The 16,488-nt window shown below is 72.6% G+C and carries 8 protein-coding genes; 6 read left to right on the top strand and 2 right to left on the bottom strand.

The window, feature by feature from the left end:
* Nucleotides 1-51 precede the first annotated feature (51 nt).
* On the bottom strand, nucleotides 52-2,910 hold the full coding sequence (locus ACWD4J_RS05070) for a lysylphosphatidylglycerol synthase transmembrane domain-containing protein (RefSeq protein WP_451393898.1): 2,859 nt from the start codon (nucleotides 2,908-2,910) through the stop codon (nucleotides 52-54).
* A gap of 164 nt (nucleotides 2,911-3,074) precedes the next feature.
* On the opposite strand from ACWD4J_RS05070, the gene ACWD4J_RS05065 reads away from it, so the two are divergent.
* The 5 genes from ACWD4J_RS05065 to nudC all read left to right on the top strand — a co-directional run bounded on the left by ACWD4J_RS05065 (nucleotide 3,075) and on the right by nudC (nucleotide 13,711).
* Nucleotides 3,075-3,437, top strand: a complete 363-nt coding sequence (locus ACWD4J_RS05065) for an MGMT family protein (protein WP_451394020.1) — start codon at nucleotides 3,075-3,077, stop codon at nucleotides 3,435-3,437.
* A gap of 306 nt (nucleotides 3,438-3,743) precedes the next feature.
* Entirely contained in the window at nucleotides 3,744-7,298 is a 3,555-nt protein-coding gene (locus ACWD4J_RS05060; RefSeq protein ID WP_451393897.1) for an ATP-dependent helicase, read from the top strand.
* 124 nt (nucleotides 7,299-7,422) lie between these two features.
* A complete protein-coding gene (locus ACWD4J_RS05055) occupies nucleotides 7,423-11,079 on the top strand; it encodes an ATP-dependent DNA helicase (RefSeq protein WP_451393896.1) in 3,657 nt (1,218 codons plus the stop codon).
* 10 nt (nucleotides 11,080-11,089) lie between these two features.
* Nucleotides 11,090-12,502 (top strand): dipeptidase, encoded by a 1,413-nt coding sequence (locus ACWD4J_RS05050; protein ID WP_451393895.1) that lies wholly within the window; start codon nucleotides 11,090-11,092, stop codon nucleotides 12,500-12,502.
* A gap of 261 nt (nucleotides 12,503-12,763) precedes the next feature.
* Nucleotides 12,764-13,711, top strand: a complete 948-nt coding sequence (gene nudC / locus ACWD4J_RS05045) for an NAD(+) diphosphatase (RefSeq protein WP_451393894.1) — start codon at nucleotides 12,764-12,766, stop codon at nucleotides 13,709-13,711.
* Nucleotides 13,712-13,746: 35 nt separating this feature from the next.
* Here nudC and ACWD4J_RS05040 read toward each other — a convergent pair whose 3' ends face one another.
* The gene (locus ACWD4J_RS05040; protein ID WP_181868128.1) at nucleotides 13,747-14,004 is read right to left on the bottom strand and encodes a mycoredoxin; all 258 of its coding nucleotides are present in this window, start codon (nucleotides 14,002-14,004) and stop codon (nucleotides 13,747-13,749) included.
* Nucleotides 14,005-14,230: 226 nt separating this feature from the next.
* Here ACWD4J_RS05040 and ACWD4J_RS05035 point away from each other — a divergent pair, with 226 nt between their 5' ends.
* Nucleotides 14,231-16,438: an ATP-dependent DNA helicase UvrD2 gene (locus tag ACWD4J_RS05035; protein WP_451393893.1), complete on the top strand. Its 2,208-nt coding sequence runs from the start codon at nucleotides 14,231-14,233 to the stop codon at nucleotides 16,436-16,438.
* Nucleotides 16,439-16,488: the final 50 nt, after the last annotated feature.

Here is a 16,488-nt window from a genome sequence, read left to right as displayed (position 1 = left end):
GGCGGCGGGCGGCCGTGCGGCAGGCGGCCGGGTCTACCGGACGGTGGAGCCTCAGAGCGCGCCCTTGCGCGTCAGATGGTTGAAGAACAGCCAGCCCGGAAGGACCGGCAGCCAGAGCGTCAGCAGCCGGTACAGCAGCACCGCCGGTGCGGCGACCTCCTTCGGCAGGCCCACGGCGATCAGACCCACCGTCAGCGTCGCCTCGACCGCGCCCACGCCGCCGGGCGTCGGCGCCGCCGAGCCCAGCGCGTTGCCGGCGAGGAAGACGACGGCCACGCTGGCCAGGCTCAGGGACGTCGACGCGTCGCCGAAGGCCCGGATCGACGCGTCCAGACACATCACGAAGCACGCGGTCAGCAGCAGGACGCCGCCGATTCCGGTGATCAGCTTCTGCGGCCGCTGCAGTACGTCGAGCATGCGCGGAACGACACCCGCGAACAGCGACCGCACGCGCGTGGCCACGAACTTCCGCAGGAACGGGATCGACGTCACGACCAGCACCAGCACGGCCACCGTCAGCAGACCCGCGATGACGGTGCGGGACGGCGACAGCGACGGCGTCTTCTCCGTACCTGTCAGATAGCCGAAGGCGCCGAGGAGCAGGATGTGCGCTCCTAGGCTCACCAGCTGGGAGGCGCCGACGCTCGCCACCGCGAGCCCCGGCCGCACACCGGCGCGCTGCAGGAAGCGCGTGTTGAGGGCCACACCGCCCACGGCGGCGGGCGCCACGATCTTCACGAACGACCCGGCGACCTGCGCGCTCACGGCCCGCAGGAACGGCACCCGCTCCGGCACGAACCCGAGCAGGCTCATCGCCGCCGCGAAGTAGCTGAGCGCCGAGAACAGCACGGCCGCGGCCACCCAGCCCCACTCGGCCTCGGCGAAGAGCGTGCCGAACTCGATGTGGGTGAGCTGCGACAGCAGGAAGTACGCACCGATCGCCCCGGCCATGAAGCTGAGCAGCGTGCGCGGCCTGATCCGCTCGAGCCGGGCCGGCTCGACCGGCGCCTGCGGCCTGATGAGCAGCACCTGGTGGCGGATCTGGGTGAGCAGATCCTCCTCGCGGGCCTCCTCCAGGGCTTCGTCGATCGCCCGTTTCTCGGCCCGCTTCGCCGCGCGGACGGCGTGTTTTTCGGCTCGTACGGCGTCTTTGCCGGACCGTTTGTCCACCACCGGCTGGTCCCCGGCGGCCTCCGTCTCCTCCGTACCGGCCGCCTTGCCCGCCTCTGCCGCTGCCAGAACCGCCTCGCGTTCGCGCTGCGAGCGTTCGCGGCCCAGCCTGCGCAGCGTCGCGCGCGTCGTGCGCGTCAGCGCGATCGGCTGCAACATCGGCAGACAGTCGGCCACCGCGTCCGGACCCAGCACGGCGACCGCGGAGGCGACCGACCGTTCCGCGCTCACCCGCAGACCGAGAGTGGTCAGCAACTGCGCGATGTCCATGCGCAGCACCAGATCACCGGCCGCGATCTCGCCGCCGCGCAGATCGGTGAGGATCACCTTGCCGGAAGGGTCCACCAGGATCGCGTCGCCCGCGAGCCGCCGGTGGGCGATGCGGCGCGACTGCAGCGCCTTCACCTGGCGCCAGGTGTCGTGCAGCAGCGCGTCGGTGATCTCCTCGTCCGGCACCGCGTCGAGCGTGCGACCGCCCAGGTGCTCGTAGACGAGGATCACGGCGTCCGGGCCGAGCTCGGACGTCGCGATCAGCCGGGGGGCGTTGGCGCCGGCCGCGATCGCCGCGTACGCGAGGAGCGCCTCCTGCTCCAGTGCCTGGCGCAGCGACTGCAGGCTCCTGCGCGTCGTGATGCCGCGCAGCGTCAGCCTTCGCCAGACACGGTAGAAGAAGCCCTGCGCCTGCTGCTCACGGTCGACCACCGTGACGTCGAGGGGCGGGCCGTCCTCCAGCGTGACGAAGTAGCGGCGGCCGCGGTCGCCGTTCTCCGAAGCGGCGTCCGGGACCCTGGCCGCGCTCACCGGATGGAAGCCGACGTGCCGTAGACCGGCGAGCAGCGTCTGGCCGGTCGGCCGGACGTTCGGGGAACCGACGGCGTACAGCGTGCCGTACGCCACGGTCCAGCCGATCAGCACCGTCAGGAGGATCGAGAACGCCGTCGTATAGCCCGTGACGAGCATCGAGAAGGCGTCGAGCACCACCACCACCCACAGCACCGCCCGCCAGCGCGGTCTGCGGGACATGCCGACGGCCGTCATGTACGCGATGACCGGGGCGAGATAGCCGTGGACCGGGTCGGTGAGCGCGTGTATGTCGCCCGGCGAGGGCTGGGTGAGGGCGTCCTGGATCGAGTTCGGGGCGGCCTTCGCGACCCACAGGTCGGTGGCGAGCGTCACACCGTGTGCGAGGACCGCCGCGAGGACGCCGTCCGCGATGCGCAGCCCGTCCCGCTTGATCAACCGCTCGATCGCGAAGGCGACCGGCACGAGGAGGATCGCGATGCTGGACGCCAGACCCGCGATCTTGATCAGCAGGTCGGGTGCCTGGCCCGTGCCCTTGTTGATGTCCTGCTCGAGCCCCGATGTGGTGCCGTGCGCGAACCCGGCGATCGCCAGCACTACGACGATCGCCAGCACGCCGACGAGCAGCCGCATCAGGTCGGAGGGACGGTGCACGCGCGCGGGGAGCAGCGGTTCGTCGCCTTCGACCTCTTCGGTGTGGGGGTCCGTGGGCTGTTCCGGGCCGGTGCCCTGCCCGCCGGCCTGGACTGTGCCCTGCCCGTCGGCCTGGCCTTCGTCTTGCCCGCCGACCTGGGCTTTGTCGTCCTGGTCGGAGACCCGGCCGTTGTCCTGATCAGTGTCCCGGCCGGTCTCCGGGCGCGAGGCAGCCGCAGAGGTGCCCGCCGTCTCGTCGGGGTACACGCCCTGCTGCTCCGTCGTCTCTTCCTGATCTCGTATCACCAGACACCGCCCGCACGATGGTGGCATGCCCCGCCGACAGACGTGGGCATCAGGGTGCATTGCGGGGGAGTAAAGCCCCGCCGAAGCGCCCCGGCCTGCCGCTCGGTGCTCGTGTGCGCACGTCCCGTCAGTACTCGGCCGTGGTGTCGGTGGTGTGCGGCAGGATGGGTCGGATGAGCGAGGAGAGCCCCCCGGCGGGGGAGCTGCCGGAGTACGCGGAGCGGGTGCTGGAGGTCGCGGAGCTGATCCCGGCGGGCCGCGTGATGACGTACGGCGACGTGGCCGAGTGGCTGGCGGAGGGCGGGCCGCGCCAGGTCGGCCGTGTGATGGCGCTCTACGGAGGCGCCGTGCCGTGGTGGCGCGTGGTGCGGGCCGACGGGGTCCTGCTCCCCGGCCATGAGCTCCGGGCGCTGGGGCACTACCGCGCGGAGGGCACCCCGCTGCGCGAGGCGGGCGCGTCGGCGGACGGACATCTGCCGCGTATCGATATGAGGCGGGCCAGATGGGATGGTGACGGAGGCAACTAGGGCGAAGAGGACGTCGCCGGCATCGCCGTCGCCAGGTCGCGGTGCTTCCCGGGGCGGGGAACCGGGGGCCACGTGCGGTTTCACACCAGAAAGCTTCCGGCATTCCGGGGCGGCGCGAAGTCCTGATGGCCCGTACGAGGGAAGAGGGGTGTCACCGGAGACCGCGGTACCGTCGAGGCCGGGCGCGCCGGGGCCTGCCCCCGCCCTCAGCCGAGTGCGCCCCGCACTCGTCCCGCTCAGCGCAGCCGCTGCTCCGCCCGCGCTGCGGCCCGACAACCAGCACACCCACCAGGACCGGCGAACCACGTGAGCTCCTCTTCTTCCACCCGGCACCTGTCGCACCCCCAGGTACGACAGGGGACCCGCGGTGCGTACCGACTGGTGCGTACCCCGCCGGTGCCGGTGGATCCCCCTCGTCTGGACGCACGACAGCGCTCGGTGGTTGACCATCCGGGTGGTCCGCTGCTCGTCCTGGCGGGGCCGGGCACGGGCAAGACCACCACGCTGGTGGAGGCCGTCGCCGCGAGGATCGCGAAGGGCACCGACCCGGAGCGCATTCTGGTCCTGACGTTCAGCCGCAAGGCGGCCGTGGAGCTGCGCGACCGCATGGCGCTGCGCATCGGCGCCGCAAGCGCCCCGCAGGCCACCACCTTTCATTCATTCTGCTACGCACTCGTGCGAGCCCATCAGGACGCCGAGATGTTCGTGGATCCGCTGCGGCTGCTCTCCGGACCGGAGCAGGACGTGACGGTGCGCGAGCTCCTGGCCGGCCAGGCCGCCCTCGCGCAGGAGGGCCTGGCCCATGTCCGGTGGCCGGACGAGCTGCGCGCGTGCCTGACGACGCGCGGCTTCGCCGACGAGGTGCGCGCCGTGCTGGCCCGCAGCCGCGAGCTCGGCCTGGGGCCGGACTCGCTGGCGGCCTTCGCCGCGCGCATCGGCCGCCCGGACTGGGGTGCCGCGGCCGCGTTCCTCGCCGAGTACCTCGACGTACTCGACATGCAGGGAGTGCTCGACTACGCGGAACTGGTCCACCGCGCGGTGCTGCTCGCCCAGCGGCCCGCGGTCGCGGACGAGCTGTCCGCGCGCTACGACGCCGTCTTCGTGGACGAGTACCAGGACACCGATCCCGCACAGGTACGGCTGCTGGTCGCGCTCGCCGGGAGCGGCGGAGGGGCTCGTGGGGGCGCACGCGCGCGTGGGGCGACGGTGAGCGGGGCCGAGGTGCGGGGCGGCGGCGTTCGAGGGGCCGGCGCGCGGGGTGGCGGCCGGACGCTCGTCGCGTTCGGCGACCCGGACCAGTCGATCTACACGTTCCGGGGTGCCGACGTGAACGGCATCCTGGACTTCCCCGAGACCTTCCGGCGCAGGGACGGCACACCGGCGCCCGTGGAGGTGCTGCGCACCTCCCGCCGCTCCGGTTCCGGACTGCTGGCGGCCACCCGGCTGCTGACCCAGCGCATGCCGCTGCCCCGCCTGCCCGCCGACCGGGTGCGCGCCCACCGCGAGCTGACCGCGGTGCGGGACGGCGGCCGCGTCGAGGTCTACACGTATCCGACGCCCGGCACGGAGCTGGACAACATCGCGGACGTCCTGCGCCGCGCCCACCTGGAGGACGGCGTTCCCTGGAGCGACATGGCCGTCCTGGTGCGCGCCGGGTCCCGCACCATCCCGTCGGTACGGCGCGCCCTGACCGCGGCAGGCGTCCCTCTCGACATCGACGGCGACGACCTCCCGCTCCGCCACGAACCGGCCGTCGCACCGCTGCTCGGCGCCCTCAGGGCGGTGGCGACGGCGGCGCTGGCGCCGGGGGAGCCCGGCACGTCCGGCACGTCTCGGGAGTCGCTCCCAGCCGACTCGCCGGAGCACCCAGTCACACGCCAGGAGCCTTCTGATGCATCCGACGGACCCGGGGAGCCGACGGCTTCGCACGCGCCCGAGGAGTCGTCTGCGACCGACGCAACCGACGTCCCCAGCGACCCCGGCGCCTCCTGGCTGGACACCGAGACCGCGCTCACCCTCCTCGCCTCGCCCCTGGCCGGCATGGACGCCGCCGATCTGCGGCGCCTGGGCCGCGCCCTGAGGGAGGAGGAGCGGGCCGGCGGCAACCCCGTGCCGCCACCCTCCGACGAGCTGCTCGCACGCGCTCTCGCCGAGCCCGAACGGCTCGCTGCGCACGACCCGTCCTACGCGCGCGGCGCTCAGCGACTCGGCGCCCTCCTGCGCGGGGCGCGTGAGCTCCTGGCGGGCGGAGGTACCGCCGAAGAGGCCCTGTGGGAGCTGTGGGACGGCACGCCGTGGCCCCAGCGGCTCGCGCGGGCCGCACGCCGCGGCGGTGCCGCCGGGCGCAACGCGGACCGCGATCTCGACGCGGTGTGCGCGCTGTTCGCCACCGCCGCCCGCGCCGAGGAGCGCACCGGCGGCCGCGGCGCCCTGAACTTCCTCGAGGAGATCGAGGCACAGGACATCGCCGCGGACACGCTCACCCGCAGGGCCGTACGGCCCGATGCCGTACGCCTGATGACCGCGCACCGCTCGAAGGGCCTGCAGTGGCGGCTGGTCGTCGTCGCGGGCGTGCAGGAGGGCCTGTGGCCGGACCTGCGCCGCCGCGGCTCGCTCCTGGAGGCCGACCGCATCGGACGCGACGGCCTGGCCGAGCCGCTCACTCCCGGCGCGCTCCTGGCCGAGGAGCGCAGGCTGTTCTACGTGGCCGCCACGCGCGCGCGTGAGCGACTCGTCGTGACCGCCGTGAAGGCACCCGCGGACGACGGCGACCAGCCCTCCCGCTTCCTCACCGAGCTCGGCGTCGAACCCAAGGACGTCACCGGCCGCCCCCGTCGCCCGCTGTCCGTCGCGGCCCTGGTCGCCGAGCTGCGCGCCACCACCGTCGACCCGCGGGTCTCCGATGCGCTGCGCGAGGCCGCGGCCCGGCGGCTGGCCCGGCTCGCGGCACTCACCGACGCCGACGGCCGGCCTCTCGTACCGTCGGCGCACCCGTACCGCTGGTGGGGCATGTACGAACCCACGGAGAGCAAGGTGCCGCTGCGGGACCGCGACAAGCCGGTCGTGCTGTCCGGAAGCGCCCTCGACCAGCTCGCCAACACCTGCGCGCTGCAGTGGTTCCTCGGCCGCGAGGTGAAGGCCGACGCGCCCGCGACCGCCGCCCAGGGCTTCGGCAACGTCGTGCACGTCCTGGCCGACGAGGTGGCCTCCGGGCGCACCCCGGCCGACCTCGCCGTGCTCATGGAGCGGCTCGACTCGGTGTGGGACGCGCTCGCCTTCGACGCCCCCTGGAAGTCCGCGCAGGAGAAGGAGCACGCGCGCGTGGCGCTCGAACGCTTCCTCCAATGGCATGTGACGGACCGAGGAGGCCGGGACCCGGTTGCGAGCGAACACGACTTCGACGTGACCCTCGAGGCGGGCCCCTACGAAGTGCGCATCCGGGGCTCCATGGACCGCGTCGAACAGGACGCGGACGGCCGCGCCTACGTCGTCGACTTCAAGACCGGCAGACAACCTGTGAGCGGCGCCGACGTGGCCCGCCACCCGCAGCTCGCGGTCTACCAGCTGGCCGTCCGCGAAGGCGCGGTCGACGACGTCTTCGACGGGGCCCGCCCCGAACCGGGCGGCGCCGAACTCGTCCAGCTGCGCCAGGGCGCCCCCAGGAAGGACGGTGGCGAGGGCTTCCCGAAGGTCCAGTCCCAGGAGCCGCTCGCCGGCGACTGGGTCGGCGATCTGCTGGCGACCGCCGCCGGCAAGGTCCTCGACGAACGTTTCACCCCCACCACCGGCCAGCACTGCACGCACTGCGCGTTCCGCGCCTCGTGCAGCGCCCGCCCCGAGGGACGGCAGGTGGTCGAGTGACGTCCGGCCAGGTCGTGAGTTGTCCTGAGTGACCTAGCACACCACCCGCGCTGACCTGCGCTTCTTTCGGCCGCGGCAGCCGACGCGGCCCGGACTGTCAGTCGGCGCGGCTAGCCTCTCTGAGGTGCCGGCCCGTATCACTGACCCCGAGGAGCTCAAGGAGCTCCTCGGCATTCCGTTCACCCCGGAGCAGACGGCGTGCATCACCGCACCGCCCGCTCCGCAGGTGATCGTTGCTGGAGCCGGGTCCGGCAAGACGACCGTGATGGCGGCACGCGTGGTGTGGCTCGTCGGCACCGGCCAGGTCGCCCCCGAGCAGGTCCTCGGCCTGACCTTCACCAACAAGGCCGCGGGAGAGCTCGCCGAACGCGTACGGAAAGCACTGGTCAAGGCCGGTGTCACCGATCCCGACGTGATCGACCCCGACAACCCGCCGGGCGAGCCCGTCATCTCCACGTACCACGCCTTCGCGGGCCGCCTGCTGACCGACCACGGGCTGCGCATCGGCCTGGAGCCGACGGCCCGGCTGCTGGCCGACGCCACCCGCTTCCAGCTCGCCGCGCGCGTGCTGCGCGAGGCCCCGGGCCCGTACCCGGCGCTGACCCGCCCCTTTTCGGAGCTGGTCAGCGACCTGCTGGCCCTCGACGCCGAGCTCGCCGAGCATCTCGTACGGCCCGAGGAGCTGCGGGCGTACGACGCCGATCTGCTGACCGCCCTGCAGCGCGCCAAGCTCACCAACGCCGACCTGCGGAAAGTGCCCGAGGCGGCCGGGGCCCGCCGCGAGCTCGCCGAGCTCGTCGCGCGCTACAGGGCGGCCAAGCGCGACCGCGACCTGCTCGACTTCGGCGACCAGATCGCCCTCTCCGCAACCCTGGCCCGCACCCGGCCCGAGGTCGGCGCGATCTTGCGCGACGAGTTCCGGGTCGTGCTGCTCGACGAGTACCAGGACACGTCGGTCGCCCAGCGGATCCTGCTGGCCGGACTCTTCGGCGGCGGCACCGGTCATCCCGTGACCGCGGTCGGCGACCCCTGCCAGGCGATCTACGGCTGGCGCGGCGCATCCGTCGCCAACCTCGACGACTTCCCCGAGCACTTCCCGGGCGCCGACGGCGGGCCTGCGACGCGGTTCTCGCTGAGCGAGAACCGCCGCAGCGGCGGCCGCCTCCTCGACCTCGCCAACGGCCTCGCCGAGCCCTTGCGCGCGATGCACGCGGGCGTGGAGGCCCTGAGGCCCGCGCCCGGTGCCGAACGCGACGGCGTCGTGCGCTGCGCCCTGCTGCGCACTCACGCCGAGGAGATCGACTGGCTCGCGGACTCCGTCGCCCACCTCGTACGCACCGGCAAGGCACCCGGTGAGATCGCCGTGCTGTGCCGCACAGCGGCCGACTTCGCCGAGATCCAGGGAGCCCTCGTCGCCCGCGACATCCCCGTCGAGGTCGTGGGTCTGTCCGGACTGCTGCACCTGCCCGAGGTCGCCGATCTGGTCGCCGTCTGCGAAGTCCTGCAGGACCCGGGCGCCAACGCATCGCTGGTGCGGCTCCTCACCGGCCCGCGCTGGCGCATCGGCCCCCGCGACCTCGCCCTGCTGGGCCGCCGCGCCCGCCTGCTCGTCGCGCACGCACGCGTGGGGGACGAGGACGACCCCGACCGACGGCTCGCGGAAGCCGTGGAGGGAGTCGACCCGGCCGAGGTCATATCGCTCGCCGACGCCCTCGACACGTTCCTCGAGACCCCGTTCGAGGCGGGCGGCGCGGCAGCGGACGACGACGGGCTGCCGTTCTCGGCGGAGGCACGCGTGCGTTTCGCGCGCCTCGCCACCGAACTGCGTGACCTGCGCCGCTCCCTGTCCGACCCGCTGATGGACGTACTGCACCGCGTCCTGGCCGTCACCGGCCTGGAGGTCGAGCTCTCCGCCTCGCCCCATGCGCTGGCTGCCCGCCGCCGGGAGACGCTGTCGAACTTCCTCGACATCGCCGCGTCCTTCGCGGCCAACGAAGGAGAGGCGAGCCTGCTCGCCTTCCTCGGCTTCCTGCGCACCGCCGCCCAGTACGAGAAGGGCCTCGACAACGCCCTTCCCGGCGGCGAGAACACGGTCAAGGTGCTGACCGCCCACAAGTCCAAGGGCCTGGAATGGGACGTCGTCGCCGTCCCCGGCCTGGTCACCGGCACCTTCCCCAGCACCCAGGGCCGCGAGAAGTGGACCGCCCAGGGCAAGGTCCTGCCGCACGCGCTGCGCGGCGACGCGGCCACGCTGCCCGACATCGAGGCGTGGGACGCGAAGGGCATGAAGGCCTTCCACGAGGCGATGAAGGACCACCAGCGCACCGAGGAACTCCGCCTCGGCTACGTCACCTTCACCCGCCCCCGCTCCCTCCTGCTCGCCTCCGGGCACTGGTGGGGCCCGTCCCAGAAGAGGCCACGCGGACCGTCGGACTTCCTGCAGGCCCTGCACGACCACTGCACGGCAGGACACGGCGAGATCGAGGCATGGGCCGACGCGCCGGACGAGGACGAGGAGAACCCCGCCCTGCGGCAGACGTCCGCCGACCACGCCTGGCCGCTCCCGTTGGACGAGGCGGCGACGGCTCGCCGCCGTGCCGCCGCCTCGACGGTGCTCGCGCATCTGGAGGGGCCGGCTGATCCCACGCGCACCACGGACGCCGCCCGCGTGCACGCCGAGGCGCACACCTCGGCGTACGGCGCCACTCATGCGTACGACGAGGACCTTTCCGAGGACTTTCCCGAGGCCCCCACCGAGGAGGCCCCAACCGACGAGGACACAGCCGACTGGGACTCCTGGACGTCCCAGCGTCCCACCGTCCCCAGCCGGCCAATCGACGCCCACGCGCGTGTGCCGCACCAGGCGCCCCCGCCGGACAGCCGCCCGCACCCCGCCGCCGCAGACAGCGACGGCGCCGTCCTCACGCCGGCAGTCCTCACCCCGGAGGAAGCCCGCACGATCGCCTCCTGGGACCGCGACCTGGACGCCCTCACGGGTGAACTCCTGCGCGCCCGCGAAGCCGTCAGCGACGTCCCGGTGCCGTCCTCGCTCACCGCGTCCCAGCTGCTGCGCCTCGCCGCAGACCCGGACGGCTTCGCACAGGAACTGGCGCGGCCCATGCCTCGCCCGCCCCAGCGCGGCGCGCGCCGCGGCACCCGCTTCCACGCCTGGCTGGAGACCCGCTTCGACGCGCTGCAGCTGCCGATGCTCGACCCGGAGGAGCTGCCCGGCAGCGATGCCGATATCGCCGACGAGCGCGACCTGGAAGCGCTCAAGAAGGCCTTCGAGCGCACCCCGTACGCCCACCGCACTCCGTACCGCGTCGAGGTGCCCGTCCAGCTGGTGATCGCGGGCCGGGTCGTCCGCGGCCGTATCGACGCCGTGTACAAGGACGGCGACGGCGACGACGCCACGTACGAGATCATCGACTGGAAGACCGGCCGCACGCGCACGACCGCAGGGGGCGACCCCGTCGCCGACCCGCTCCAGCTCGCCGTGTACCGACTGGCCTGGGCCGAGCAGTTCGGCGTCCCGGTCGAGTCCGTACGGGCCGCCTTCGTCCACGTGCGCAGCGGGGAGACCGTCCGTCCCCGCCGTCTTCCCGGCCGCGCCGAGCTGGAACGCCTCCTGCTCGCGCAGCCGGAGCCGGGGGATTCGGCGCAAGGGGTCGCTCCTGAGGGTCCAGGGATCCCTCCTGAGGGCTCCGGGACGCCTCCCGAGGGCCCCGGGGACGAGGCGCCCGAGGATCCGCCGGACCGGGTTGCCCATGTGGGCCGATAAGGTCGTATGCATGAGCAAGCCCGTTGACAGTGTCGTCAGCGCCGTCCGCGCGTACGTCCAGCACCACCGCGATGCCTTCCTCGGCGACCTCGCCGAGTGGCTGCGCATCCCTTCCGTGTCGGCCCAGCCCGACCACGCCGGCGACGTACGGCGCAGCGCCGACTGGCTTGCCGCGAAGTTCAGGGAGACCGGCTTCCCGGTCGCCGAGATCTGGGAGACCGCGGGCGCACCGGCCGTCTTCGCAGAATGGCCGTCGGACGACGCCGGGGCTCCCACCGTGCTGGTCTACGGCCACCACGACGTGCAGCCCGCCGCCCGCGAGGACGGCTGGGACACCGACCCCTTCGAACCCGTCATCCGCGGAAACCGCCTCCACGCGCGCGGGGCGGCCGACGACAAGGGACAGGTGTTCTTCCACACACTCGGCGTACGCGCCCACCTCGCCGCCACCGGCCGGGCCACCCCCGCCGTCAACCTCAAGCTCCTCATCGAGGGCGAGGAGGAGTCCGGCTCCCCGCACTTCCGTGCGCTCGTCGAACAGCACGCCGCCCGCCTCGGCGCCGACGCGGTGATCGTGTCCGACACCGGTATGTGGTCCGAGACCACACCGACCGTCTGCACCGGCATGCGCGGACTCGCCGACTGCGAGATCCAGCTCCGCGGCCCGGACCAGGACATCCACTCCGGATCGTTCGGCGGCGCCGTACCGAACCCCGCCACCGCCGCCGCACGCCTCGTGGCGGCCCTCCACGACGAGCACGCGCGCGTGGCGATCCCCGGCTTCTACGACGGCATCAAGGAACTCACCCCGCGCGAACGCGAACTCTTCGCCGAACTTCCCTTCGACGAAGAGCAGTGGCTGCGCACTGCCAAGTCGTACGCCACCCACGGCGAGGCCGGACACACCACCCTGGAGCGCATCTGGGCCCGCCCCACCGCCGAGGTCAACGGCATCGGCGGCGGCTACCAGGGCCCCGGCGGCAAGACGATCATCCCGTCCTCCGCGATGCTGAAGCTCTCCTTCCGGCTGGTCGCGGGGCAGGACCCGGACCACATCGAGAAGGCCGTACGCGCCTGGGTCGCCGAGCAGCTCCCCGCCGGCATCCGCCACGAGATCACCTTCGGCGGCGCCACGCGCCCGTGCCTCACGCCCCTGGACCACCCGGCCCTCCAGTCCCTCGCCCGCGCCATGGGCCGCGCGTTCGAACAGCAGATCCTCTTCACCCGTGAGGGCGGCTCAGGACCGGCGGCCGACCTGCAGGACGTGCTCGGCGCCCCCGTCCTCTTCCTCGGCATCTCGGTGCCGTCGGACGGCTGGCACGCGCCGAACGAGAAAGTCGAGCTCGACCTCCTCCTCAAAGGCGTCGAGACCAGCGCATACCTGTGGGCCGACCTCGCGGAGAACTGGCGCGATGCGGGCTGACGTCAAGGCGGACGGCAGGGCCGACGGCCACGCGCGCGTGCGGCGGCCCAACGCCGCTCTCACCGGCCGAAGATGCAGGGCCCGGCACACCGGCTGCACGGGCAGGCCCTCGTACCCCCTGGCGCAGGCCCAACCGCCCACGCCAGGCACACTGGGGGGACACTTCCGCACGTCCACCGCCCGCCGCACCCCGGCCCGCCGGACCTCCTGCTCAACCGCCGCGCAGCACCACCCAATCCATCGGGGGAGTTGGAAGCACCTGTGACATCCTGGACCGACCGCACCGTCCACCGCCCGCTCGCCCTCACCGCACCGAGCGGCATCGACCGTGCCGCCCACCACCGTCTCGACGAGGCATGGCTGGCCGCGGCATGGAGCCACCCGACGACCCGCGTCTTCGTCGTCTCCGGCGGCCAGGTGCTCATCGACGAGACCCCTGAGGGCACCACGGAACTCGTCACCACTCCGGCCTTCGAGGCCCCCCTCACCGAAGCCCACCGCTACTTCCTCGGCACCGACGACGACGGCGTCAGCTACTTCGCCCTGCAGAAGGACTCGCTGCCCGGCCGCATGGACCAGTCCGCACGTCCCGCGGGCCTCCGCGAGGCGGGCCTCCTGCTGTCCCCCCGCGACACCGGTCTCATGGTGCACGCCGTGGCCCTGGAGAACTGGCAGCGCCTCCACCGCTTCTGCTCCCGCTGCGGCGAACGCACCGTCATCGCCGCCGCCGGCCACATCCGCCGCTGCCCCGCCTGCGGCGCCGAGCACTACCCGCGCACCGACCCCGCCGTGATCATGCTCGTGACCGACGACGAGGACCGCGCCCTGCTCGGCCGCCAGGTCCACTGGCCGGAGGGCCGCTTCTCGACCCTCGCCGGCTTCGTCGAGCCCGGCGAGTCGATAGAGCAGTCGGTACGCCGCGAGGTACTCGAAGAGGCAGGCGTCACAGTCGGCGAGGTCGAGTACGTCGCGAGCCAGCCCTGGCCCTTCCCCTCCAGCCTCATGCTGGGCTTCATGGCCCGTGCCACCTCGTCCGAGATCAACGTCGACGGCGAGGAGATCCACGAGGCGCGCTGGTTCTCGCGCGAAGAACTGCGGGCCGCCTTCGAGTCCGGGGAGGTCCTGCCCCCCTACGGGATCTCGATAGCGGCCCGCCTGATCGAGCTCTGGTACGGCAAGCCGCTGCCGACGCGGCCCGGCACCGTCTAGCCGGGCCGAGCCGACCCCGGGAGGCCGGCCGGGTCTCAGACGCCGAGCGCCTGCTTCACCTGCGCGAGGCTCGGGTTCGTCATGACCACCGGCTCGCCACCGGAGACCGGAACGATCGAGACGGTGGGAACCGTCTGGTTCCCACCGTTCGCCTTCTCGACGAACGCCGCGGACTGCGGGTCCTGCTCGATGTTGATCTCCGCGTACGCGATGCCCTCACGGTCCAGCTGGCTCTTCAGCCGACGGCAGTAGCCGCACCACGTCGTGCTGTACATCGTCACAGAACCCTGCATGTCGCTCGCGCTCCCTTGTCTGTCGTACGGATGCTTGGTCGCAGTGACAGAACGTACGTGACCGGGGCAACCATTCCCGCCACCTGCCGATGTGCTTCATGTCGCGCACAACGTGACGTGAAGCCCAGGCATTAGGTGACGTGAAGCCCACGCATTAGTACGACTGCGACCGCCCGCCTGTGGACAACCGGCTCACGGGTCTCCGGCGACCTGGCAGCATGGCGGGGTGACACCAGCAACGCACTCCACCCTCTTCCCGCAGGTTCCGGACAGCGCCGACGCCGTGCTCGACGGGCTCGACCCCGAGCAGCGCGAGGTCGCCACCGCCCTGCACGGACCGGTGTGCGTACTCGCCGGAGCAGGCACCGGCAAGACTCGGGCGATCACCCACCGCATCGCCTACGGCGTCCGCGCCGGGATACTGCAGCCGTCCAGCGTCCTCGCCGTCACCTTCACCAACCGCGCCGCGGGCGAGATGCGCGGCCGTCTCCGCCAGCTCGGCGCCGCCGGCGTGCAGGCGCGCACCTTCCACTCCGCCGCCCTGCGTCAGCTCCAGTACTTCTGGCCGAAAGCCGTCGGTGGACCACTGCCGCGACTCGTCGAACGCAAGATCCAGCTCATGGCCGACGCGGCAGCCGCCTGCCGCATCCGTCTCGACCGGGGCGAGCTCCGCGACGTCACCGCCGAGATCGAATGGTCCAAGGTCACCCAGACCGTCCCCGCGGACTACCTGGCGGCCGCCGCCAAGGCCGGCCGGGACGTCCCCCGCGACCCCGCCGAGATCTCCCAGCTCTACGCCACCTACGAGGACCTCAAGCGCGAGCGCTCCGTCATCGACTTCGAGGACGTACTGCTGCTGACCGTCGCCATCCTCCAGGACCGCCACGACATCGCCGACCACGTCCGCAGCCAGTACCAGCACTTCGTCGTCGACGAGTACCAGGACGTCAGCCCCCTCCAGCAGCGCCTCCTGGAACTCTGGCTCGGCGGCCGCGACAGCCTGTGCGTCGTCGGCGACGCAAGCCAGACCATCTACTCCTTCACCGGCGCGACCCCCGACCATCTGTTGAACTTCCGGACGCGCCACCCCGGCGCCACGGTCGTCAAACTGGTCCGCGACTACCGCTCCTCACCCCAGATCGTCCACCTCGCCAACGGACTGCTCTCCCACGCCCGAGGCCGCGCCGCCGAACACCGCCTCGAACTGGTCTCCCAGCGGAAGTCCGGCCCCGAACCCGTCTACACCGAGTACGTGGACGAGCCCGCCGAAGCCGAAGGCGCCGCCCACCGCATCCGCGACCTCATCGCCTCCGGCGTCCCCGCCAGCGAGATCGCCGTCCTGTTCCGCACGAACAGCCAGTCCGAGACATACGAGCAGGCGCTCGCGGACGCAGGCGTGCCCTACCAGCTGCGCGGCGCCGAACGGTTCTTCGAACGCACCGAAGTGCGTGAAGCAGGCGCCGCTCTGCGCGGCGCCGCACGTTTCGGCGCCAACGACTCGCTCCTCGACGACGCCGTCGACCTGCCGTCGCAGGTGCGTGCCGTCCTCTCCACCAAGGGCTGGACCACACAGCCCCCAGCCGGCTCCGGAGCCGTCCGCGAACGCTGGGAATCGCTCGCAGCCCTCGTCCGCCTCGCCGAGGACTTCGCCCGGGCCCAGCCGGCCGCCACCCTCGGCGACCTCGTCGCCGAACTCGACGAGCGCGCGGCCGCCCAGCACGCCCCCACCGTCGAAGGCGTCACCCTCGCCTCCCTGCACGCCGCGAAGGGCCTCGAATGGGACGCCGTGTTCCTCGTGGGCGTAGCGGAAGGCATGATGCCGATCACCTACGCCAAGACGGACGAGCAGATAGAGGAGGAGCGGCGCCTCCTCTACGTGGGCGTCACCCGGGCCCGGCAGCATGTGTTCCTCTCCTGGGCGCTGTCCCGCTCGCCCGGCGGCCGCCCGACCCGGCGTCCGAGCCGCTTCCTCGACGGCCTGCGACCGGGCTCCGGCACCACAGCGGCCCGCGGCGCCGGTACGCCGGTCGGCGCGGGTGGCATCGAGCACGGTTCCAGGAGCATCGGCACCACGGCCGTACGACCCCGGCGCGGGCCCCGGACGCCCGCGCGCTGCCGTGTCTGCGGCCGCACCCTCACCGACGCCGGCGAAATGAAGCTGATGCGCTGTGAGGACTGCCCTTCGGACATGGACGAGGGCCTCTACGAACGACTCCGCGACTGGCGCGCCGACGAGGCCCGCCATTTGGGCCAGCCAGCGTTCTGCATCTTCACTGACAAGACACTCATGGCGATCGCCGAGGCCGCGCCCGACGAGGAGGCCGAACTGGCTCGCATCCCGGGGGTCGGAGTGCGCAAACTCAACCGGTTCGGAGCCGATGTGCTGGCCATCTGCGCAGGTGAGCCCCGGGGCAGCCACGTTGGAGAAGGCTGACCGAAACTCGTCGGAAAAATAGTTTGCGCATGCCCCAGCAATCCCCATAG

The sequence above is a fragment of the Streptomyces sp. NPDC002577 genome, from assembly GCF_053594815.1.
Note: the sequence above shows the minus strand (reverse complement) of the source record. Positions and strands in the feature narration are given on the sequence as shown.